This window comes from Streptomyces sp. NPDC060035 (genome assembly GCF_042736635.1).
In the GTDB taxonomy this organism is placed as follows: domain Bacteria; phylum Actinomycetota; class Actinomycetes; order Streptomycetales; family Streptomycetaceae; genus Streptomyces.
This window is the reverse complement of sequence record NZ_JBHWVO010000013.1, coordinates 37,775-56,042: the sequence shown is the minus strand read 5'-3', so window position 1 is coordinate 56,042 and position 18,268 is coordinate 37,775. Positions and strand designations below refer to the sequence as shown.

The 18,268-nt window shown below is 68.4% G+C and carries 12 protein-coding genes and 4 pseudogenes; 10 read left to right on the top strand and 6 right to left on the bottom strand.

The features are described from left to right. Positions 1 to 27 precede the first annotated feature (27 nt). The 7 genes and pseudogenes from ACFWBQ_RS21325 to ACFWBQ_RS21295 form a co-directional block, all read left to right on the top strand. Positions 28 to 276, top strand: a pseudogene (locus tag ACFWBQ_RS21325) (hypothetical protein); the annotation flags it as partial. Between the two features lie 861 nt (positions 277 to 1,137). Further along, a complete protein-coding gene (gene kdpF / locus ACFWBQ_RS21320; RefSeq protein WP_385491581.1) occupies positions 1,138 to 1,227 on the top strand; it encodes a K(+)-transporting ATPase subunit F in 90 nt (29 codons plus the stop codon). Between the two features lie 7 nt (positions 1,228 to 1,234). Continuing rightward, positions 1,235 to 2,899: a potassium-transporting ATPase subunit KdpA gene (kdpA, locus tag ACFWBQ_RS21315; RefSeq protein WP_385491190.1), complete on the top strand. Its 1,665-nt coding sequence runs from the start codon at positions 1,235 to 1,237 to the stop codon at positions 2,897 to 2,899. After that, positions 2,896 to 5,034, top strand: a complete 2,139-nt coding sequence (kdpB, locus tag ACFWBQ_RS21310) for a potassium-transporting ATPase subunit KdpB (protein ID WP_385491188.1) — start codon at positions 2,896 to 2,898, stop codon at positions 5,032 to 5,034. Before kdpA ends, kdpB begins: the two co-directional genes overlap by 4 nt. Before the next feature lie 6 nt (positions 5,035 to 5,040). Then, positions 5,041 to 5,706: a potassium-transporting ATPase subunit C gene (locus ACFWBQ_RS21305; protein ID WP_385491186.1), complete on the top strand. Its 666-nt coding sequence runs from the start codon at positions 5,041 to 5,043 to the stop codon at positions 5,704 to 5,706. A 107-nt stretch (positions 5,707 to 5,813) separates the two neighbouring features. Beyond that, positions 5,814 to 6,497 (top strand): annotated as a pseudogene (locus ACFWBQ_RS21300) (response regulator). Between the two features lie 61 nt (positions 6,498 to 6,558). After that, a pseudogene (locus tag ACFWBQ_RS21295) lies at positions 6,559 to 8,599 on the top strand (ATP-binding protein). A gap of 571 nt (positions 8,600 to 9,170) precedes the next feature. Here ACFWBQ_RS21295 and lysA read toward each other — a convergent pair. Continuing rightward, entirely contained in the window at positions 9,171 to 10,550 is a 1,380-nt protein-coding gene (gene lysA / locus ACFWBQ_RS21290; RefSeq protein WP_385491183.1) for a diaminopimelate decarboxylase, read from the bottom strand. A gap of 17 nt (positions 10,551 to 10,567) precedes the next feature. After that, entirely contained in the window at positions 10,568 to 10,996 is a 429-nt protein-coding gene (locus ACFWBQ_RS21285) for an SAV_915 family protein (protein ID WP_385491180.1), read from the bottom strand. A 378-nt stretch (positions 10,997 to 11,374) separates the two neighbouring features. Between ACFWBQ_RS21285 and ACFWBQ_RS21280 the strand changes: the two genes are divergently transcribed. Then, positions 11,375 to 13,123 (top strand): beta-galactosidase, encoded by a 1,749-nt coding sequence (locus tag ACFWBQ_RS21280; protein WP_385491177.1) that lies wholly within the window; start codon positions 11,375 to 11,377, stop codon positions 13,121 to 13,123. A gap of 319 nt (positions 13,124 to 13,442) precedes the next feature. On the opposite strand, the pseudogene ACFWBQ_RS21275 reads toward ACFWBQ_RS21280, so the two are convergent. The 3 genes and pseudogenes from ACFWBQ_RS21275 to ACFWBQ_RS21265 all read right to left on the bottom strand — a co-directional run. Next, positions 13,443 to 13,568: pseudogene (locus ACFWBQ_RS21275) on the bottom strand (IS481 family transposase); the annotation flags it as partial. Positions 13,569 to 13,668: 100 nt separating this feature from the next. Continuing rightward, on the bottom strand, positions 13,669 to 14,961 hold the full coding sequence (locus ACFWBQ_RS21270; RefSeq protein ID WP_385491174.1) for a hypothetical protein: 1,293 nt from the start codon (positions 14,959 to 14,961) through the stop codon (positions 13,669 to 13,671). A 63-nt stretch (positions 14,962 to 15,024) separates the two neighbouring features. Further along, positions 15,025 to 15,534, bottom strand: a complete 510-nt coding sequence (locus ACFWBQ_RS21265; RefSeq protein ID WP_385491172.1) for a SigE family RNA polymerase sigma factor — start codon at positions 15,532 to 15,534, stop codon at positions 15,025 to 15,027. Between the two features lie 363 nt (positions 15,535 to 15,897). Between ACFWBQ_RS21265 and ACFWBQ_RS21260 the strand changes: the two genes are divergently transcribed. Then, positions 15,898 to 16,278 (top strand): VOC family protein, encoded by a 381-nt coding sequence (locus ACFWBQ_RS21260; RefSeq protein WP_385491169.1) that lies wholly within the window; start codon positions 15,898 to 15,900, stop codon positions 16,276 to 16,278. Between the two features lie 196 nt (positions 16,279 to 16,474). Continuing rightward, complete coding sequence (locus ACFWBQ_RS21255) at positions 16,475 to 16,978, top strand: transposase (protein ID WP_385491578.1); 504 nt, start codon at positions 16,475 to 16,477, stop codon at positions 16,976 to 16,978. 124 nt (positions 16,979 to 17,102) lie between these two features. Here the strand turns inward: ACFWBQ_RS21255 and ACFWBQ_RS21250 are convergent, their stop codons facing one another. Beyond that, positions 17,103 to 18,098, bottom strand: a complete 996-nt coding sequence (locus tag ACFWBQ_RS21250; protein ID WP_385491576.1) for a LacI family DNA-binding transcriptional regulator — start codon at positions 18,096 to 18,098, stop codon at positions 17,103 to 17,105. Positions 18,099 to 18,268 lie beyond the last annotated feature (170 nt).

Genomic DNA, 18,268 nt, shown 5'->3' with positions numbered 1-18,268 from the left:
TAGGGCCGGTCCCTGACCACCGCTCTCATGCTGCCCGAGCGGTACGCCGCCGTCGGGCAGATGGCACAGCACGCGCCTTCGAGGCGGTGCTCGCCCAGAGGGCTGATCGTGCGCTCCGGCAGGGCCGTGGTCGAACGGCTCTCCCACCTCCGCGAGATCGCCGGCACCCAGCAGCACGCGGACCTGAGCGGTGAGCGGGCCGAACTGGACCGCGAAGCCGTGCTGCGGAGACGCCCTCAGGCCGCGCTCGTCGACGAACTCGCTCACACCCATACGAGGCGCTGCGGAAATACCGCTCCGAACAAGACAGACCGCGTCTCGCGGGCGGGCTTTGGTGAGTACAGCGGGACGCATCGAGGACGACCTCCTGAGGAGACCGGACCGGTAGACCGAGGGAGAGCCGCTGGGTCCCTGCCGGTATCGAGATCCGGTACCGGCAGGAACGTGCGCGAACGCAGAGCGGGGGACGCCGCCGCGTTCCACCGCCGACGACGCCGGGAGCGAGGAGGGGAGGGTCCCGGCACCCGGCGATGTCGTCGGCGTTCGCCACCTCGAGCGGCGTACGGAATCCAGGCGACGGCCGGGCGGGCGCCCTGCTGCGGGCGCGGACATCGACACCCTTCCGACAGCCCCGGCCGGACAGACGTGGAGACATCGGCAGTCCCCTCGCCGAGGACGCGACCGTGGAATGGCCGGGATGCGCTGGTAGCGGACGCGGGGGAGCCCGGGCGGGCTAAGGGCTGTTCCGTAATCCCTGGTGGATCAGCGCACGACGTCAGATGCGGTGCATCGCAAGGCGGAGGGACGTCCGCATACTGGATGTATTCGGACGTTCCGACAACGCGGCGAGGCGCCGTAGCTGTCGTCGTGCGCCCGCCAGGGATTACGGGACAGCCCTTAAAGGCCGTCGGATTTCCACAGGCGGGCACAGCGGCGTATGGGTCCCGTCAAAGAGGCTCCGATGGACGTAAGGGACCTGTCAACGGAAGACACAAACGCTCGGTATGGGTCTTTGCTCAAGGTGTCCGAGTGTCCGAATCTCACCTAGGAGCACACGATGGCCGACGTGGCCTTCGTCGTCACCACGATCGCGGTATTCGCGCTGGTGGCACTTGTCGCCAGGGGGGTGGCCAAGCTATGACCGCCGAAAACATCGTCGGCCTCGTTGTGGCTGCCGCTCTGCTGGGCTATCTCGTCCTCGCCCTTCTCTACCCGGAGAGGTTCTGAGCCCGATATGAGCCCCGTCCTCGCCGGCGTTCTCCAGGTTCTCGCGCTCGTCGTGGCGCTGGGTCTGGCGTACCGCCCGCTCGGCGACTACATGGCCCGCGTCTATTCCTCTCCGAAGCATTTGCGGGTGGAGAAGTGGATATACAGGACCATCGGCGCCAATCCGAATACGGAGATGCGTTGGCCCGCCTATCTGCGCGGTGTACTCGCCTTCTCGGCCGTGAGCGTCCTCTTCCTGTATCTGCTGCAGCGACTCCAGGGCTCCCTGCCCGGTTCGCTCGGCTTCTCCTCGATCGACCCCGATCAGGCGTTCAACACGGCGGCCTCGTTCGTCGCGAACACCAACTGGCAGTCGTACTACGGCGAGCAGGCCATGGGCCACGTCGTGCAGACCGGCGGCCTCGCGGTGCAGAACTTCGTCTCGGCCGCCGTCGGCATCGCCGTCGCCGTGGCCCTAGTACGCGGCTTCGCCCGCTCCCGCACCGGTGAGCTGGGCAACTTCTGGTCCGATCTGGTACGCGGCACGGTACGGATCCTGATCCCGATCTCCGCGATCGGGGCCCTCGTACTGGTGGCGACCGGTGCGATCCAGAACTTCTCCGGCATCCATGAGGTCGGCCAGTTCATGGGGGGCACCCAGGAGTGGAACGGCGGTGCGGTCGCATCCCAGGAAGTCATCAAGGAACTGGGTACGAACGGTGGCGGGTACTTCAACGCCAACTCGGCCCATCCCTTCGAGAACCCGAACGGGCTCTCCAACCTCTTCGAGATCTTCCTGATCCTCGTCATCCCGTTCGCCCTGACGCGCACCTTCGGCCGGATGGTCGGTTCACTCAAACAGGGGTACGCGATCCTCGCCACGATGGGCGTCATCTGGCTCGGCTTCACCGCGCTGATGATGTGGACCGAATTCGCCCACCACGGGCCCGCGTTCGATATCGCCGGCGGGGCGATGGAGGGCAAGGAGAACCGGTTCGGCGTCGGTGGCTCGTCCATCTTCGCGGTGGCCACGACGCTGACGTCGACCGGCGCGGTGAACTCGTTCCATTCCTCGTTCACGGGCTTCGGCGGCGGCATCACGATGCTCGGTATGCAATTGGGTGAGATCGCTCCCGGTGGTACCGGTTCCGGTCTTTACGGAATGCTGATCATGGCGATCATCGCGGTATTCATCGCCGGTCTGATGGTCGGCCGTACGCCGGAATACCTCGGCAAGAAGATCGGCACCCGCGAGATCAAGCTCGCCGCCTGCTACATCCTGATCACACCGGCCCTGGTGCTCTGCTTCGCAGCCGCCGCTATGGCTCTGCCGACACCTGCCGATTCGATGACGAATACCGGGGCGCACGGCTTCTCGGAGATCCTTTACGCCTATACCTCCGGTGCCAACAACAACGGCTCGGCGTTCGCCGGGCTCAACGCGGACACCCAGTGGTTCAACACCACCATCGGACTCGCGATGCTGCTGGGCCGCTTTCTGCCCATGGTGTTCGTCCTCGCCCTGGCGGGCTCGCTCGCCGAGCAGAAGCCCGTACCGGCGACGGCCGGAACCCTGGGCACGCACAAGCCGCTGTTCAGCGGGCTGCTGGTCGGCACGATCCTCATCATCACCGGCCTGACCTACTTCCCGGCCCTCGCGCTGGGGCCGCTGGCCGAGGGGCTGGCGTCATGACCACTCGTCTGAAGCAAGAGGACTCGATGTCCACAGTCACCCCTTCCCGGGCACCGCACCAGGACGCGCCCACAGGTCACCAGGGCGAAGGACGCGTCGGCGGGGGCCTGTTCGATCCCAAGCAACTGATCAGGTCCTTCCCCGACGCCGTACGCAAGCTCGATCCCCGGGTGATGGTCAAGTCCCCGGTGATGTTCGTGGTGCTGGTCGGTTCGGTGTTCACCACCGTGCTCGCGGCACTGGATCCGACCGACTGGTTCGGCTGGGCCATCACCGTCTGGCTGTGGCTCACGACGATCTTCGCCAATCTGGCGGAGGCTGTCGCCGAGGGCCGCGGCAAGGCCCAGGCCGACACGCTCCGCAAGGCGAAGACCGACACCGTCGCCCGCCGGATCATCGGCAGGAACGAGGAGCGAGTTCCCGGCGCCGACCTGCGCATCGGTGATCTCATCGTCTGCGAGGCCGGTGACATCATCCCCGGCGACGGGGATGTGGTGGAGGGCGTGGCGAGCGTCGACGAGTCCGCGATCACGGGTGAGTCCGCGCCCGTCATCCGTGAGTCGGGCGGTGACCGCTCGGCGGTGACCGGCGGTACGAAGGTGCTCTCCGACCGCATCGTCGTCAAGATCACCACCAAACCCGGTGAGACGTTCATCGACCGGATGATCGCCCTGGTCGAGGGCGCGGCACGGCAGAAGACACCCAACGAGATCGCCCTCAACATCCTGCTGGCGTCCCTCACCATCGTCTTCCTGCTCGCCGTCGTCACCCTGCAGCCCTTCGCGATCTACGCAGGCAGCGAGCAGTCCATGATCGTGCTGGCCGCCCTGCTGGTCTGCCTGATCCCGACCACCATCGGCGCGCTGCTCTCCGCGATCGGCATCGCCGGCATGGACCGGCTCGTGCAGCGCAATGTGCTCGCCATGTCCGGGCGGGCCGTCGAGGCCGCGGGCGACGTGTCGACGCTGCTGCTCGACAAGACCGGCACCATCACCCTCGGCAACCGGCAGGCGGCCGAGTTCCTCCCGGTCGCGGGCGCGACGGAGGCCGAACTGGCGGACGCCGCCCAGCTCTCCTCGCTGGCCGACGAGACGCCCGAGGGGCGTTCGATCGTCGTGCTGGCGAAGGAGAAGTACGGGCTGCGCGAGCGTCACCAGGGCGAACTGTCCGGTGCCGCATGGGTTGCCTTCACCGCCCAGACCCGGATGTCGGGTGTCGACCTCACCGAGAAGGGCACCGCGCGCAGGATCCGAAAGGGGGCGTCGGGATCGGTGCTCACCTGGGTCCGCGACCAGGGCGGTGCGGTCTCCGAGGACGCCGGTCGGCTGGCCGACGCGATCTCCGAAGCCGGCGGTACACCACTCCTGGTGGCCGTCCACGATGACCGGGGTGCGCGGGTTCTGGGTGTCGTCCACCTCAAGGACGTCGTCAAGGAGGGCATGCGCGAGCGGTTCGACGAGCTGCGCCGGATGGGCATCCGTACCGTCATGATCACCGGCGACAACCCGCTGACCGCAAAGGCCATCGCCGAGGAGGCGGGTGTCGACGACTTCCTCGCCGAGGCCACCCCCGAGGACAAGATGGCCCTCATCAGGCGGGAGCAGGCCGGCGGCAAACTCGTCGCGATGACCGGCGACGGCACCAACGACGCCCCGGCGCTCGCCCAGGCCGATGTCGGCGTGGCCATGAACACCGGAACCTCGGCCGCCAAGGAGGCCGGGAACATGGTGGACCTGGACTCCAACCCGACCAAGCTCATCGAGATCGTCGAGATCGGCAAACAGCTCCTGATCACCCGTGGCGCACTGACGACGTTCTCCATCGCCAACGACGTCGCGAAGTACTTCGCGATCATCCCCGCCATGTTCGCCGTGGTCTATCCGGGCCTGGACAAGCTCAACGTCATGGACCTGTCCTCACCACGGTCCGCGATCCTGTCCGCCGTCATCTTCAACGCGCTCATCATCATCGCCCTGGTGCCGCTCGCCCTGAAGGGCGTGCGCTACCGGCCCAGCGGCGCCGACACGATGCTCCGGCGCAACCTCGGGATCTACGGACTCGGCGGCCTGGTCGCCCCGTTCATCGGCATCAAGATCATCGACCTGATCATCTCCCTCATCCCCGGAATCGGCTGACCTGCCATGAACAACTCCGTAGGAAACTCAGCCCGACTGCTCTGGGCAGGACTGCGCGCCCTGCTCGTCCTCACCCTGGTCTGCGGCGTCATCTACCCGCTCGCCGTCACCGGCGTCGCCCAGGGCCTCATGCCCGGCCGCTCCAACGGCTCCGAGCTCACGGCGAACGGCAAGGTCGTCGGCTCCGAACTCATCGGCCAGCGCTACGACCTGCCCCTGAAGGAGGGCCAGGAGACCCCGGCCCCGGACCTCAAGTGGTTCCAGCCCCGCCCCTCCAACGGCCTCGGCACCAACAGCGTCAACACCCAGTACTCACTGATCCTCTCCGGCGCGACCAACCGCTCCGGCGACAACAAGGAACTCATCGACTGGGTCACCACCGCCAAGGCCGCCGTCGTCAAGGACAACTCCGTCCCCGGCCACCCCGTCAGCCCCTCCCAGGTGCCCGCCGACGCCGTCACCTCCTCCGGCTCCGGCCTCGACCCCGACATCTCCCCGGCCTACGCCCAGCTCCAGGTGAACCGCGTCGCCGAGCGCAACCACCTCCACACCGCGCAGGTCGAGAAGCTCGTCGACCAGCACACCGACGGCCGGATCCTCGGCTTCGTCGGCGAACCCCGCGTCAACGTCCTCCAGCTCAACATCGCGCTCAAGGACCTCGTCGAGCAGTGACCGGGTCACAGCAGTGGGCGGGAGCCGGGGCTGCAAGCACACGCCCCGGTTCCCGCCCTTGTTCCCGGTCGCCACGGCTCGCGCACAACAGGGAAGGCGGAACGCCGATGACTCGGGTACTGGTGGAGGAGGACGAACCGCAGCTCGTCCGGGCTGTCGCGATCAATCTGCATGCCCGCCGATACGAGGTGGACGCCGCCCCAGCGGAAACATGGCTCTACGGCTGGCCGCGGCACACCCCCCTGACGCTGTCCTGCTGGACCTCGGACTGCCGGACATGGACGGCATCGAGGTGACGCAAGGGCTGCGGCGGTGGTCCCGGGCGCCGATCCTGGTGGTCTCCGCGCGAAACGCGTCCGACGAGAAGGTCAGAGCACTCGATGCGGGTGCCGACGACTACATCACCAAGCCGTTCGGCATGGACGAACTCCTCGCACGGTTGCGGGTCGCGACCCGGCGCGCAGGCTCCGCATCCCCTGCGGGTGGCGAGGGGACGGTCGTCACCGACGGGTTCGTCCTCGACCTGGTCACGAAGGAGGCCAGGCACGACGGGCACACCGTCCGACTCACCCCGACCGAGTGGCAGTTGCTGGAAATCCTGATCGGAAACACCGGCCGGCTCGTCGGCCGACGACAGCTGCTGGACGAGGTGTGGGGGGCCTCCACACCGGACGCACAGTAACTATCTCCGCGTGTACATGGCCCAGTTGAGACGGAAACTCGAACCCGACCCTGCGCATCCCCGTCACTTCATCACCGCCCCGGGCATGGGATACCGCTTCGAGAGGTGAGGGCCGGCACGCATCCTCCTCGAAGTTCCCCTCCAATCCAGTCGACTTCAAAGAACGGAACCTGTCGGGACCAAGGGGACGCGGGAAGCTCCGGATCTACCTCGGCGCAGCGCCGGGCGTAGGCAAGACGTACTCGATGCTCTCGGAGGCGCACCGCCGAGTGGAGCGCGGCACCGACTGCGTCGTCGGCCTCGTGGAACATCACGACCGCCCGCGCACCGAGGTCATGCTGCACGGCCTGGAGCAGGTCCAACGGCACACGATGCAGTACCGCTCCGCCGTCTTCACCGAGATGGACGTCGACGCCGTCCTGGAGCGTGCTCCGGCGGTGGCTCTGGTGGACGAGCTGGCACACACGAATGTGCAGAAGCGACGGCCTGACCTCCGCCTCTCCCAAGGACCTTGCCGTCCAGCGCACTCTGGTCGAGAACGTCGGTGGCACGTTCCACCACGTCATCGGCGACGATGTGCCGCAGTCCCTGCTGGAGTTCGCGCGCGGTGTGAATGCCAGCCAGATCATTCTCGGCTCCAGCCGGCGCAAGGCTTGGCAGTACATCTTCGGACCGGGCGTCGGCGCGACGGTGGCCAGGGACTCCGGTCCCGACCTGGACGTCCACATCGTCACGCACGAAGAAGTCGCCCGCGGGCGGAGGCTGCCCGTGGCCCGGCATGCCCGCCTGAGCACCGCCCGAAGTGTCTGGGGCTGGGTGGTGGGTGTGGCCGGCCCTGCCCTTCTGGTTGCGGTACTCACCAACATCGACGCGGATCTCGGGCTCGCCAACGACATGCTTCTGTTCCTGTCGCTGACGGTGGCCGCCGCACTGATGGGCGGGCTGCTTCCGGCGCTCGGTTCCGCCGCGCTCGGATCGCTTCTGCTGAACTACTACTTCACACCACCGTTGCACCGGCTGACCATCGCCGATCCGAAGAACATCCTCGCCCTCGCCATCTTTGTGAGTGTGGCGGTCTCGGTGGCCTCTGTGGTGGATCTGGCGGCCCGCCGCACCCACCAGGCCGCCAGGCTGCGCGCCGAGTCCGAGATCCTGTCCTTCCTCGCGGGCAGTGTCCTGCGCGGCGAGACCACCTTGGACGCGCTGCTGGAACGGGTACGGGAGACCTTCGGCATGGAGTCCGTCGCACTGCTGGAGCGGCACAGCGAGGTCGAGTCATGGAACTGCACGGGAAGCGTCGGGCCGACGCCCGTCGCCCGCCCCGAGGATGCCGATGCGGACATGCCCGTCGGTGGACACATGGCACTGGCCCTCTCCGGGCGTGTGCTGCCGGCCGAGGACCGCCGGGTACTCGCCGCCTTCGCCGCCCAGGCCGCCGTCGTGCTCGACCGTCAGCGCCTGCGCGGCGAGGCCGAACAGGCTCGTGAGCACGCGGAGGGCGACAGGATCCGCACGGCACTCCTGGCCGCAGTCAGCCACGATCTGCGGACTCCCCTGGCGACCATCAAGGTATCCGTCACGTCCCTGAGCTCCGCCGACGTGGAGTGGTCCGCGAAGGACCGGGCCGAGTTGCTGGTCGGAATCGAGGAGGGCGCCGACCGCCTCGACCATCTGATCCGGAACCTTCTGGACATGTCCCGGCTGGAGACCGGAACGGTTCGGCCGCTGATCCGGGCGACGGACCTCGACGAGGTCGTTCCCATGGCGCTCGGTGGTGTTCCGGACGGAAGCGTCCGACTGGACATCCGGGAGGATCTGCCACTGGTGGCGGTCGATCCGGGATTGCTGGAGCGCGCCGTCGCCAACGTCGTCGAGAACGCGGTGAAGTACAGCCCACGAGGCGAACCGGTGCTGGTAGCGGTCAGCGCCATGGCCGACCGTGTCGAAGTCCGGGTGATCGACCGCGGGCCGGGCGTACCGGACGAGGCCAAGGAACGGATCTTCGCGCCCTTCCAACGCCACGGCGACACGCCGCGCGGCGCCGGTGTCGGCCTGGGTCTCGCGGTGGCCCGTGGCTTCGTGGAGGCGATGGGGGGAGTGCTCGCCGCGGAGGACACCCCGGGAGGGGGCCTCACCATGGTGTTCACGCTGCGCGCCGCGGGCGGCGGGCCCCCGGTCAGGCCCGACCTTCCGGCCACGATGACGTCATGACACCTGCCCTTTGCCGGGCCTCGGAGGCACAGGGCCGGTCAGCTCCCGGACGTCCAGCGGCAGCCGCCAGGCCCACGCCACGAGGCCCTTCCAACCGGCATGCATCCAGGCTGCTTCCGGCACCGGCGCGGCGAGGGCCCCGGCCGTCCTCGGGCACGAGCGGGCGAATCGTCACACCATGCAATCGTCACACCATGCATGGGTCGCGGCGCCGAAGAGGATGCGAGCGCCCGCCGGACGTACACCACCCGCTCCCCCCGGCACGACCCTCTCGAACGAGGCGTGCAGCATGGGCAGGAATCGGGACGGCGCCTCCACGTAGCTGTTGGCGAAGAGGGCAGAAGACCCCAGGCCGAGGGCATACGGATCGCCGCGCAGGACTACACGGTTCGCACAGCTCACGGCAACGACCTGTGGCTGGAGATCGCTGTCCGCCCACCAGCGGCCGGCTCGCAGCGACGATCAGGCCGACGATGTTCTCAGTGCTCACGGAAGACCACACGGGACGCACAACTGGCAGCCCCTTTCAGGTCGGTGGGCAGGGGAAACGCGACGGCGCGGCGCGGACGATTCACAGTCCGATGTCGCGGCCGTTGATGTCGGCGAGGGATTCGCGGCGTATCAACAGCCGGGCGCGGCCTTCGTGGACAGCGACCAGCGGTGGTCGCCCGACCGCGTTGTAACTGGACGCCATGGAGAGGTGGTAGGCGCCCGCGACCGGAATGGCCACCAGGTCGCCCGGGTGGATGTCGCCCGGCAATGCCGCATCGGCAGCGAGAACATCACCCGCCTCGCAGTGCCGGCCGACCACGGTCGCCGTGCAGGGCTCGGCCGTCGAGCGGCGGCCGACGAGCTGGGGCGCATAGCGGGCGCCGTACAGGGCGGGCCGCGGGTTGTCGCTCATTCCGCCATCGACGGCCACGAAGACGCGGTCGCCGGTCCTCTTGACGGCGAGTACCCGGTAGAGCGCCACGCCTGCGGGCCCGACCACTGCGCGACCGGGCTCGATGGTGAGCCGGGGCACGGGGATGCCGGCTGCCGCACAGTTCGTGGCCAGTTCGCGGCGGATGCGAGCGCCGAGGGACGGGATGTCCAGCGGGGACTCCCCCGGCCGGTAGGCGACCGCGTGCCCGCCTCCCATGTCCAGCTCCGGCAGCATGACTCCGTGTTGCCGGCGTACCTGGGCCAGCAGCCCGACCATGCGTCGGAGCGCGGTCAGGTAGGGCTTGACCGTGGTGATCTGCGAGCCGATGTGGCAGTGCAGTCCGACCAGTTCCAGGTGCGGCTGGTCGAGTATCCGGGCGATGGCGTGCCGGGCGCTGCCGTCGGTGAGGGAGAGCCCGAACTTCTGGTCCTCCGTGCCGGTGCGGATCGCGGCGTGGCCGCCCGCGCTGACGCCCGGGACCACGCGTACCAGCACCTTCTGGCGGGCGCCGTCCGGGACGAGCGCGGAAAGGCGAGCGATCTCCCACGCGCTGTCTATGACGATCCTTCCGACACCCAGACGGAGCGCGGCGTTCAGATCTGCCTGGCTCTTGGCGTTGCCGTGCAGCACGATGCGCTCGGGAGGGAAGCCGCTGGTGACGGCGAACTCGAGCTCTCCCGCGGAGCAGACGTCCAGACCGAGGCCCTCCTCCTGCACCCAGTGCAGGAGCGCGCGGCACAGGAATGCCTTCGCCGCATAGACGATGTCGGTGTCCGGGAAGGCCCGGAGATAGGCGCGGCAGCGCTCCCGCACCTCTCCCTCGTCGAGGAGATAGACCGGCGTGCCGAACCGCTCGGCCACCTCGACGAGCGAGACACCTCCGACCGCGACATCGCCGTGGGAGGCGAGCCGGGCGGAGGCGGGCCAGACGGACAGACCTGCCGTGTTGTCCGGCGGCACGGGTACTGGTTGCGGCGTGCTCGGCACCGCTGCCGGAGCCGGCAGTCCTGGCAGTGTTGTGTTCATGGTGTTCCCCCAGCCGGTCAAGAGGTTGATGCGGGAGACAACGATTGCGCGCCGGTCGCGCGCAGCGCATCGGCTGCTCGCGGATCCCGGGCCGACCGGGGCTTGCGCTGCGGCTCACCGGCCGTAGAGCTGCCGAGCCCGGCCGCGGATGTGGCACCGGCCCCGGGGGCGGCGAGCAGCGGGTCGACGATGAGACCGACGACTCCCAAGGGCGCGACGAGGGCGCGAACCGCCGGCGCGGAGAGACGGATCCAGGATTGCTGCTGTCCCAGCGTGAGGGTCAGTTGTCGCTCGTCGGTGAAGGCGACTGCTGTGCGGACACCGAGGGGCGTACGAAAGAGGCGGGCGCAGCAGCCCAAGGAACCTGGCCGGACCGGAACGAACAATGCTCCGGCCCGGTTCAGTTGAAGCGGATCGGGGTCCTCGGCGCGCTGGTTGTCGTTCATGGCACTCCTCGTGAAAACGGTACGTCGCCCGGGCCACTGGCAAGCCGGGCATACCGGTGACGCTATGCCCGCTCCTACCGGGCCCGACATATCCGTTGGCGATTCCTTGATCCGGCACGCCCGACCCTTGACGCGCAATTGACAACAGCCCCTCGCACCGACGCCTTCGGCGCCATGCCGGACATCGCGGACAAACAGACAGCGCGGCCCAGCATTCCGTGGCGCGAGCACTTCCGATGCTTCGGCCACCCCTTACCCCGCCCCTTCCCGCAAAGGCTTGCCATCACCCTCATGTTTACGCAAACATGAGGGAGCAGGGATTCCCGCCGACACGCGCCGGATCACTCGCGCACCCCTTGAGCACAGGAGCAGCAGCACATGTCCGTTCTTCAGATCGACGACGGCGGATTCCGACTCGACGGCGAACCCTTCCGGCTCCTGTCCGGTGGGCTGCACTACTTCCGGGTCCATCCGGCTCAGTGGGCGGACCGACTCCACAAGGCCCGGCTCATGGGCCTCAACACCGTCGAGACGTACGTCCCCTGGAACCTCCACCAGCCGCGGCCGGACCGGTTCCACATGGACGGTGGGCTCGACCTGCCTGCTTTCCTCGACCTCGCTGCCGCAGAGGGCCTTCACGTCCTGCTCCGCCCCGGGCCCTACATCTGCGCCGAATGGGAGGGCGGGGGCCTGCCCTCCTGGCTCCTGGCCGATCCCGACATCCGCCTGCGCACCCGCGACCCCCGCTATCTCTCCGCGGTCGACGACTACTTCGCCCAGCTCCTCACCCCGCTCCTGCCCTACTTCGCCACGCGCGGCGGGCCGGTACTCGCCGTGCAGGTGGAGAACGAGTACGGGGCGTACGGCGACGACTCCGCCTACCTGGAACACCTCGCCGACTCGCTCCGCCGATGCGGTGTCGACGTGCCGCTGTTCACCTGCGACCAGCCCGCGGACCTGGAGCGTGGCGGGTTGCCCGGTGTCCTCGCGACGGCCAACTTCGGCAGCCGCTCCAGCCAGAGCCTCGCAGCTCTGCGCGCGCACCGGCCCACGGGCCCGCTGCTGTCCACCGAGTTCTGGATCGGCTGGTTCGACCGCTGGGGCGGCCACCACGTGGTCCGTGACCCGGACCGGGCAGCACAGGAGCTGGACGCAGTGCTGGCGGCCGGGGCATCGGTCAACTTCTACATGTTCCACGGCGGTACGAATTTCGGGTTCACCAACGGCGCCAACGACAAGCACACCTACCGGCCGACCGTCACGTCCTACGACTACGACGCACCCCTGGACGAAGCCGGCGACCCCACCGAGAAGTTCACCGCCTTCCGCGAGGTCATCGCCAAGTACTCGAAGGTTCCCGCGGAGCCTGTTCCCGCGCGCGCGGCCAAACTCTCCCTGGCAGCAGTGGCGTTGAACGAGAGTGCCGGCCTGCTCGAGTGCGCTCCGAGCCTCGGTGACACCGTCGTGTCCCGGAATCCGCTGACGATGGAGCAGCTCCGGCAGGACTTCGGATTCGTCCTCTACGAGACGGTCCTGCCGGCCGCCGGGCCCGCTCTGCTCGAACTGGAGCAGGTCCGCGACCGCGCCCAGGTCTTCCTCGACGGCCAGCCCGTCGGGGTCCTGGAGCGGGAGAACCATGAGCACGCTCTCACCTTCACCGTGCCCCGCGCGGGCTGTGTCCTGAGCCTGCTCGTCGAGAACCAGGGCCGCGTCAACTACGGGCCGGGCATCCACGACCGCAAGGGGCTGCCCGGCAAAGTCGTACTGAACGGCACGGAGCTCGCCGGCTGGACCAACCGGCCGCTGCCGCTGACCTCGCTCGACAGGCTGAGCTTCGCCGCCACCACCACACCGACCGGTCCGGCCTTCCATCGCGGCACCTTCGAACTCAGCGGGACGGCGGACACCTTCCTCCACCTCGACGGCTGGACCAAGGGCAATGCGTGGATCAACGGTTTCGCACTGGGCCGGTACTGGTCCCGCGGGCCCCAGCGGTCCTTGTACGTACCCGCTCCGGTGCTCCACCAGGGCACCAACGAGATCGTCGTACTCGAACTGCACGCAGCCCACCGCGCCCGCACCGTCGACTTCCGGGAGACCCACGACCTCGGTCCCACCGAGGAGTAGGGGCAGGCCGGGCACCGGGGCACGAATCCCCGCCGAACGGCGGGGCGCCGACCTCATGGTCGACGCTCCGCCGTTCGGCGTCATCCCGTCCGTGCCCTCTGTCCGTCCGCCGCGAGGCCGCGGAAGGTCCAGGACTGATTGCGTCCCGTCGTGGGCTGATGGACGCCGACGGGGGCCCGTCGCTCGTGGCGGCGCCGGTGACGTCGAGCAGCTTGCCGGTGGCCCTTGCTCTTGGCTATGCCACGCACGCCGGTACGGCCGTTCGTCCCGTACGTGTGCGTATTGAGCCGGCCTACGGGACCGCGGACGGCAGGGGCGTACGTCTCCCAGTTGGACGCGAGGTCCCCATCTCCTCGGCCACATGAGCGACCGGGCGGCGTGAACGGACACGCTGGATGAACAGCCGCCTGCCATGACCAGTCAGCAGAGCATTACGGTGGGACACGAAGACCTCCGTGTGGTGCAGTCCTAGACAGCTCCACCACACCGGAGGTCTTCGCCTTTGATCAAAACCCCCGTGCCGACGACGCTCGTGATCAATACACCTAGCTCTGCCACACCTTGCTCGTGGCGATCTTCTGCAGCTCGGCGAGGGTCAGGGCGGGGGCCTCCCGGGTGGCGGCCTCGTTCTGGTTCGCCGCATTGAAGGCGGAGATGACCACCCGGAGGCCGTCCGGGCGGATCGTGTCGACCTGCCTCATCTTCACGCCCTCACCGCCCTTCTCGCCCGGCCCCTGACGTGCGGTGACCTTCGTGCCATCCGCCAGTACCTTCGCGTCGGAGCCGAAGAGCTCGCCCTCGACGTCGGACATGTTCGGCTGGACGTTGATCTGTACGAAGCTCTTGCCCTTGCCGTCGTCGACCACGACGTACGCGTACTCCGTCTCCTGCTTACCGGACGCCTTCACCGTCAAGCCGTCGGGGAGCAGCTCGGTCAGCTTGCCCAGGATCGCGCCACCGCTCTGGCCCTGCGGGGCCGGCTGTTCCAGCGCCGGCTGCCCAGGTGCGGGCAGGGACTCGATGATCGGGCGCCACTGCTTGGCCTGTGCCAGCACCTTCATCCGGTCCAGCGACAGCGGCGGGGTGGGACGGCTGACCGGAGCCCCCTTCTCCGCGGGTGCGTTCCATTCGGACACCGTGATCCGGTAGCCCTCGGGCGTCAGCAGGTCCGCGTACCACCACTTGGTCTCCTCGCGCCGGTCCGGGTACTCCCAGCCCTTGAACAGCACGAGGCGCGAGCCGTCCTTCAACCTCGTGGCGGAGCAGGCCTCGAACTCGTTCACGTTCTCGTCCGGGCATGAGAGTTCGCCGTCGTTCGGCATCTGATCGGGGCTCTGCCGGCTCAGGCCCACCGACACGGCGGCCTTCCCGTGGCCGTCGTCGTACACGACGGAGGCATACGGCGAGTGCAGGTCCGTCTGGTCACCCGTGCCGTCGGTGCCGCGGCCCGTCTGTTCGCTGAACTGGCCATCCGACAGCAGCCCTTCGAGCGTTTTGATCACCTGCTGCTCGGAGTACGTGCGCCCCGACGCCTCCTTGGACATGCCGGCGTTCTTCGTCGAATGCGCGCCCACAGGAGCCCCGTTGCCACCGTCCCGCGAAGCGCCGATGCCACCGGTGACGAACGACCCGCCGAGCCCGATCACGGCCAGCGCCGCCACGCTCCCGGTCACCACGGCGCTGCGGCGCAGCACCATCCGGCGCCGGCCGCGCGCGACCCCGCCGTCCACGAGCGGCCGCCCCACGACCGAGAACCCCTCCCCCGCCTGCTTCATTGCCGCGCCGAGCTCGCCCTCGAAGGCGTCCCGGTCGTCCTTCTGAGCACCGTTTCCGTGCATGCCGTCCACCACCGTCCCCACACCTGTGGAAAGAGAAAAAAGAAAGGGAATAGCGAAGAGAATTCAGTGCGCGGCCAGCTCGCCGATGCTGCCGCCGAGTTGCTCACGCAGCCGGGCGAGCGCGCGGGTGCTGCGGGTGCGTACCGCCGCCGAGCTGACGTGCAGCGCGTCCGCGGTCTCCGTGACCGACCGGTCCTCCCAGTAACGCAGCACGATCACCGCCCGGTCCTTTGACGGCAGGCCGCGCAGCGCGTCGAGGAGCGTCATCCTCAAGGACGCGTCCCCCGCCGACTCTCCTGCCCGGTCCGGTAGTTCGCCGCTCGGTCGTTCCGCCGCCGATCTGCGCCGCTGGTGCCCGAGATAGCACCGCACAAGCACAGTCTGCGCGTACGCCGCCGGGTTCCCGACACGCGACGTGCGACCCCATATCGCGTACATCCGGCCGAGCGTCTCCTGCACGAGATCCTCGGCAAGATGCGTGTCCCCGCCGGTCAGCAGGCACGCCGAACGGAACAGATGCCCCATGCGGGCTTCCGCGAACTCACGGAAGGCGCCCTCTTTGGGCTGCCTCATCCGCCACCCCCTCTCACCTACACCCTTATAGATGCAGTGACCGACGGAAAATGTTTCACCCCGCGAGGCCGAGGCATCCTGGCGCCCCGTGGCACAGGGCGGGACCGATGGCAACGGGGATGGAGGTCCCTGGCCCCTGGAGGCCTTGAGGTGGTACGTGCGAGGCCTTGACGTGGTACGTGCCAGGGCATGCGGGGGGCCCAGCATGCCTTGCGCGGCTGCCCGGACAGGGTCGGCCCTGAAATCATTTCGCCCGTGCTCGCCTCGTCCGGTAAGGTCGCGGGGGTGTTTTCACTGCTGGGAGCCCATGAGGTTCCCGTGTTGGCCTCCCCGGCAGTTCCCAGGTTGAGAGCAGGTTTCGTTATGGCATGTCGTATCGGTGAGCTCGTGCTCGGTTGCCGCGACCCTGAGGTGCTGGCGCGGTTCTGGTGCGAGGTCCTGGACTTCGTCGTGCTCGATCGCGAGGACGACGGCTCGGTGGAGATCGGACCGCGCGAAGGGTTCGGTGGTCCGCAGCCGACGATCATCCTCAGTCGCAGGGATGAGCCGGAGAAGGGGAAATCCCGGCTGCACATCGACGTCAACGCCACCGACCGCGATCAGGCCGCCGAGCTCGAGCGCCTCCTGAAGCTCGGTGCGCGCCCGGCCGACATCGGCCAGACAGGGGAAGAGCAGTGGCATGTCCTGGTCGACCCCGAAGGTAATGAGTTCTGCCTGCTCAAGGCCCGCCTCAACCCGCTCTGATGCTCATCGGTCACGCCTCGGCACCAGTGTCCAGGGTCTGCCTCGAAGTCCGGTGACGGGCGTGTCGCGATCGTGACGTAGGTGAGGTCTGCGGTAGAGGGTTCATCGACCAAGAAATAACCTGAACGCCGAAGACCTCGTGGCCACCCTGGCGGTGACGAGGCGGCTTGACCTGACCGGTGAGCAGTAGGCGTGGCTGGAACCGCTGTTACCTGTGCCCACGCGGTCGGGTCGGCCGTCGGCGGGGACGGAACGGCAGCTCATCGACGGGATCAAACGGCGGGTGCGGGTCGGTGCGCCCTGGCGGGATGCCCCGTACTGCTACGTCTCCTGGGCGCGGCAACTGGCCCCAGTTCAGGCCGTCCCGGGCGGCATCGACGTCCCGCGCATCGGTGCAGTCCGTTCCCCGCACGGCCCGACAAGGCCTTCAGCTCTCGCGCCAACCGCGCATACCTGCGCCGACACGGCATCGCCTGCACCATTCCCGAACCAGCGGGCCATCGACAACACCGAAGGAGCCGCGGCCGCCGCGGCGGCCGCCCTCCCAGGTTCAGCCCGGATGACTACCGAGCCCGGCACGCCGTCGCATGCGGATTCAACCGACTCGAACGCCACCGTGCCGTCGCCACCGGATACGACGAACTCGCCGTCCGATACGAAGCCATCCTCCACATCGCCGTCATCAACGACCGGCTCCTGACCTCACTTCGAGACAGGCCTCAGTGGCCCTGAGTCAGAGATCCTCGACAGAGTTGCTGCCTGCCTCCGGAGAATCTCCGACTGAGGTCACTGGTGGACCTCAGTCGGAGACTCTCGGACTGAGGTCACTGGTGGACGTCCGCGCCCGGAGCCGTGCTTGCGCGCACGACCAGCCGGGTCGGCACGAGCGTCGTGCCGCCCTCGACAGCCTTGCCGCTCAGCTCCGCCAGGATGGCATCGACACACAACTCCCCGACCCGGGCGAAGTCCTGATGGACCGTGGTCAGCGGCGGGATGAAGGAGGCGCTCTCCGCGATGTCGTCGAAGCCGACGACGCTGATGTCCTCGGGGACGCGCCTTCCGCGCTCATGGAGTGCCCTCAGTACACCGAGTGCCATCTGGTCGTTCGCCACGAACACCGCGGTGCAGCCGGGCTCGTCCGCCAGCCGGAGGCCCGCCTCGTAGCCGGATTCGGGTGCCCAGTCGCCCCGCAGCAGGGGTGGCACCTCCCGCCCCTCCTCGCGCAGGGCCGCCTCCCAGGCGACCGCCCGGCGGCCCGCAGCGAACGACTCCTCCGGGCCGGCCAGGTGCCAGACCGTGCGGTGCCCGAGTTCGAGCAGGTGGCGCACCGCCGTACGGGCACCCTGGTGCTGGTCGGTGTCCACCACGTGGAACCGGTCACCGGCGTCCGAGTCCACGACGACGACCGTCACATGCGGCGGCAGGGTCAGCAACGCCGTGTCGAGCAGGTGCACTTCCATGATCAGGACGACCGCGTCGACCGCGAGCTCGTCGAGCCGCGTGAAGGCTCCTCTGACGTTGTCCTGCGTCGGGGCGTCGATCGGGATCAGCGTGACCGCGTACCCCGCATGTGACGCGAATTTCGCGATGGCCTCCAGAGTCCGCACATTGCCGGTACTGGAGAGGCTCATGGTGATGACGCCGATGGTCCGGAAGTCGCCGCGCTTGAGAGCACGGGCGGCACTGTTGGGCCGGTAGCCGAGCTCCTTCATGGCATCGAGCACCTTCTGCCGAGTCCGCTCGATGACGGCCGGGTCCCCGTTGGACACCCGGGAGACCGTCTGCGACGAGACACCCGCGACCCGGGCGACATCGGCCATCGACACGCGAGGCTGCCTGCCTTTCGTGACATGCCGGCCGCTCCTGCCTGCCGTCTCCGCGCGAGCGGCTGCGTCTTTCTCCGTCACCGGTCTTCCTTCCATTGACTCCCACTCCATGCTTGACGACCCCCACGGGGAGTGTCACCATCACGCTACCGATGATTACGTAA

Excerpts from the sequence above, each read along its gene's own strand:
- kdpF (WP_385491581.1), top strand. The coding sequence starts at position 1,138 with ATGACCGCCGAAAACATCGTCGGCCTCGTTGTGGCTGCCGCTCTGCTG.
- kdpA (WP_385491190.1), top strand. The coding sequence starts at position 1,235 with ATGAGCCCCGTCCTCGCCGGCGTTCTCCAGGTTCTCGCGCTCGTCGTG.
- kdpB (WP_385491188.1), top strand. The coding sequence starts at position 2,896 with ATGACCACTCGTCTGAAGCAAGAGGACTCGATGTCCACAGTCACCCCT.
- ACFWBQ_RS21305 (WP_385491186.1), top strand. The coding sequence starts at position 5,041 with ATGAACAACTCCGTAGGAAACTCAGCCCGACTGCTCTGGGCAGGACTG.
- lysA (WP_385491183.1), bottom strand. The coding sequence starts at position 10,550 with ATGAACACAACACTGCCAGGACTGCCGGCTCCGGCAGCGGTGCCGAGC.
- ACFWBQ_RS21285 (WP_385491180.1), bottom strand. The coding sequence starts at position 10,996 with ATGAACGACAACCAGCGCGCCGAGGACCCCGATCCGCTTCAACTGAAC.
- ACFWBQ_RS21280 (WP_385491177.1), top strand. The coding sequence starts at position 11,375 with ATGTCCGTTCTTCAGATCGACGACGGCGGATTCCGACTCGACGGCGAA.
- ACFWBQ_RS21270 (WP_385491174.1), bottom strand. The coding sequence starts at position 14,961 with ATGCACGGAAACGGTGCTCAGAAGGACGACCGGGACGCCTTCGAGGGC.
- ACFWBQ_RS21265 (WP_385491172.1), bottom strand. The coding sequence starts at position 15,534 with ATGAGGCAGCCCAAAGAGGGCGCCTTCCGTGAGTTCGCGGAAGCCCGC.
- ACFWBQ_RS21260 (WP_385491169.1), top strand. The coding sequence starts at position 15,898 with ATGGCATGTCGTATCGGTGAGCTCGTGCTCGGTTGCCGCGACCCTGAG.
- ACFWBQ_RS21250 (WP_385491576.1), bottom strand. The coding sequence starts at position 18,098 with ATGGCCGATGTCGCCCGGGTCGCGGGTGTCTCGTCGCAGACGGTCTCC.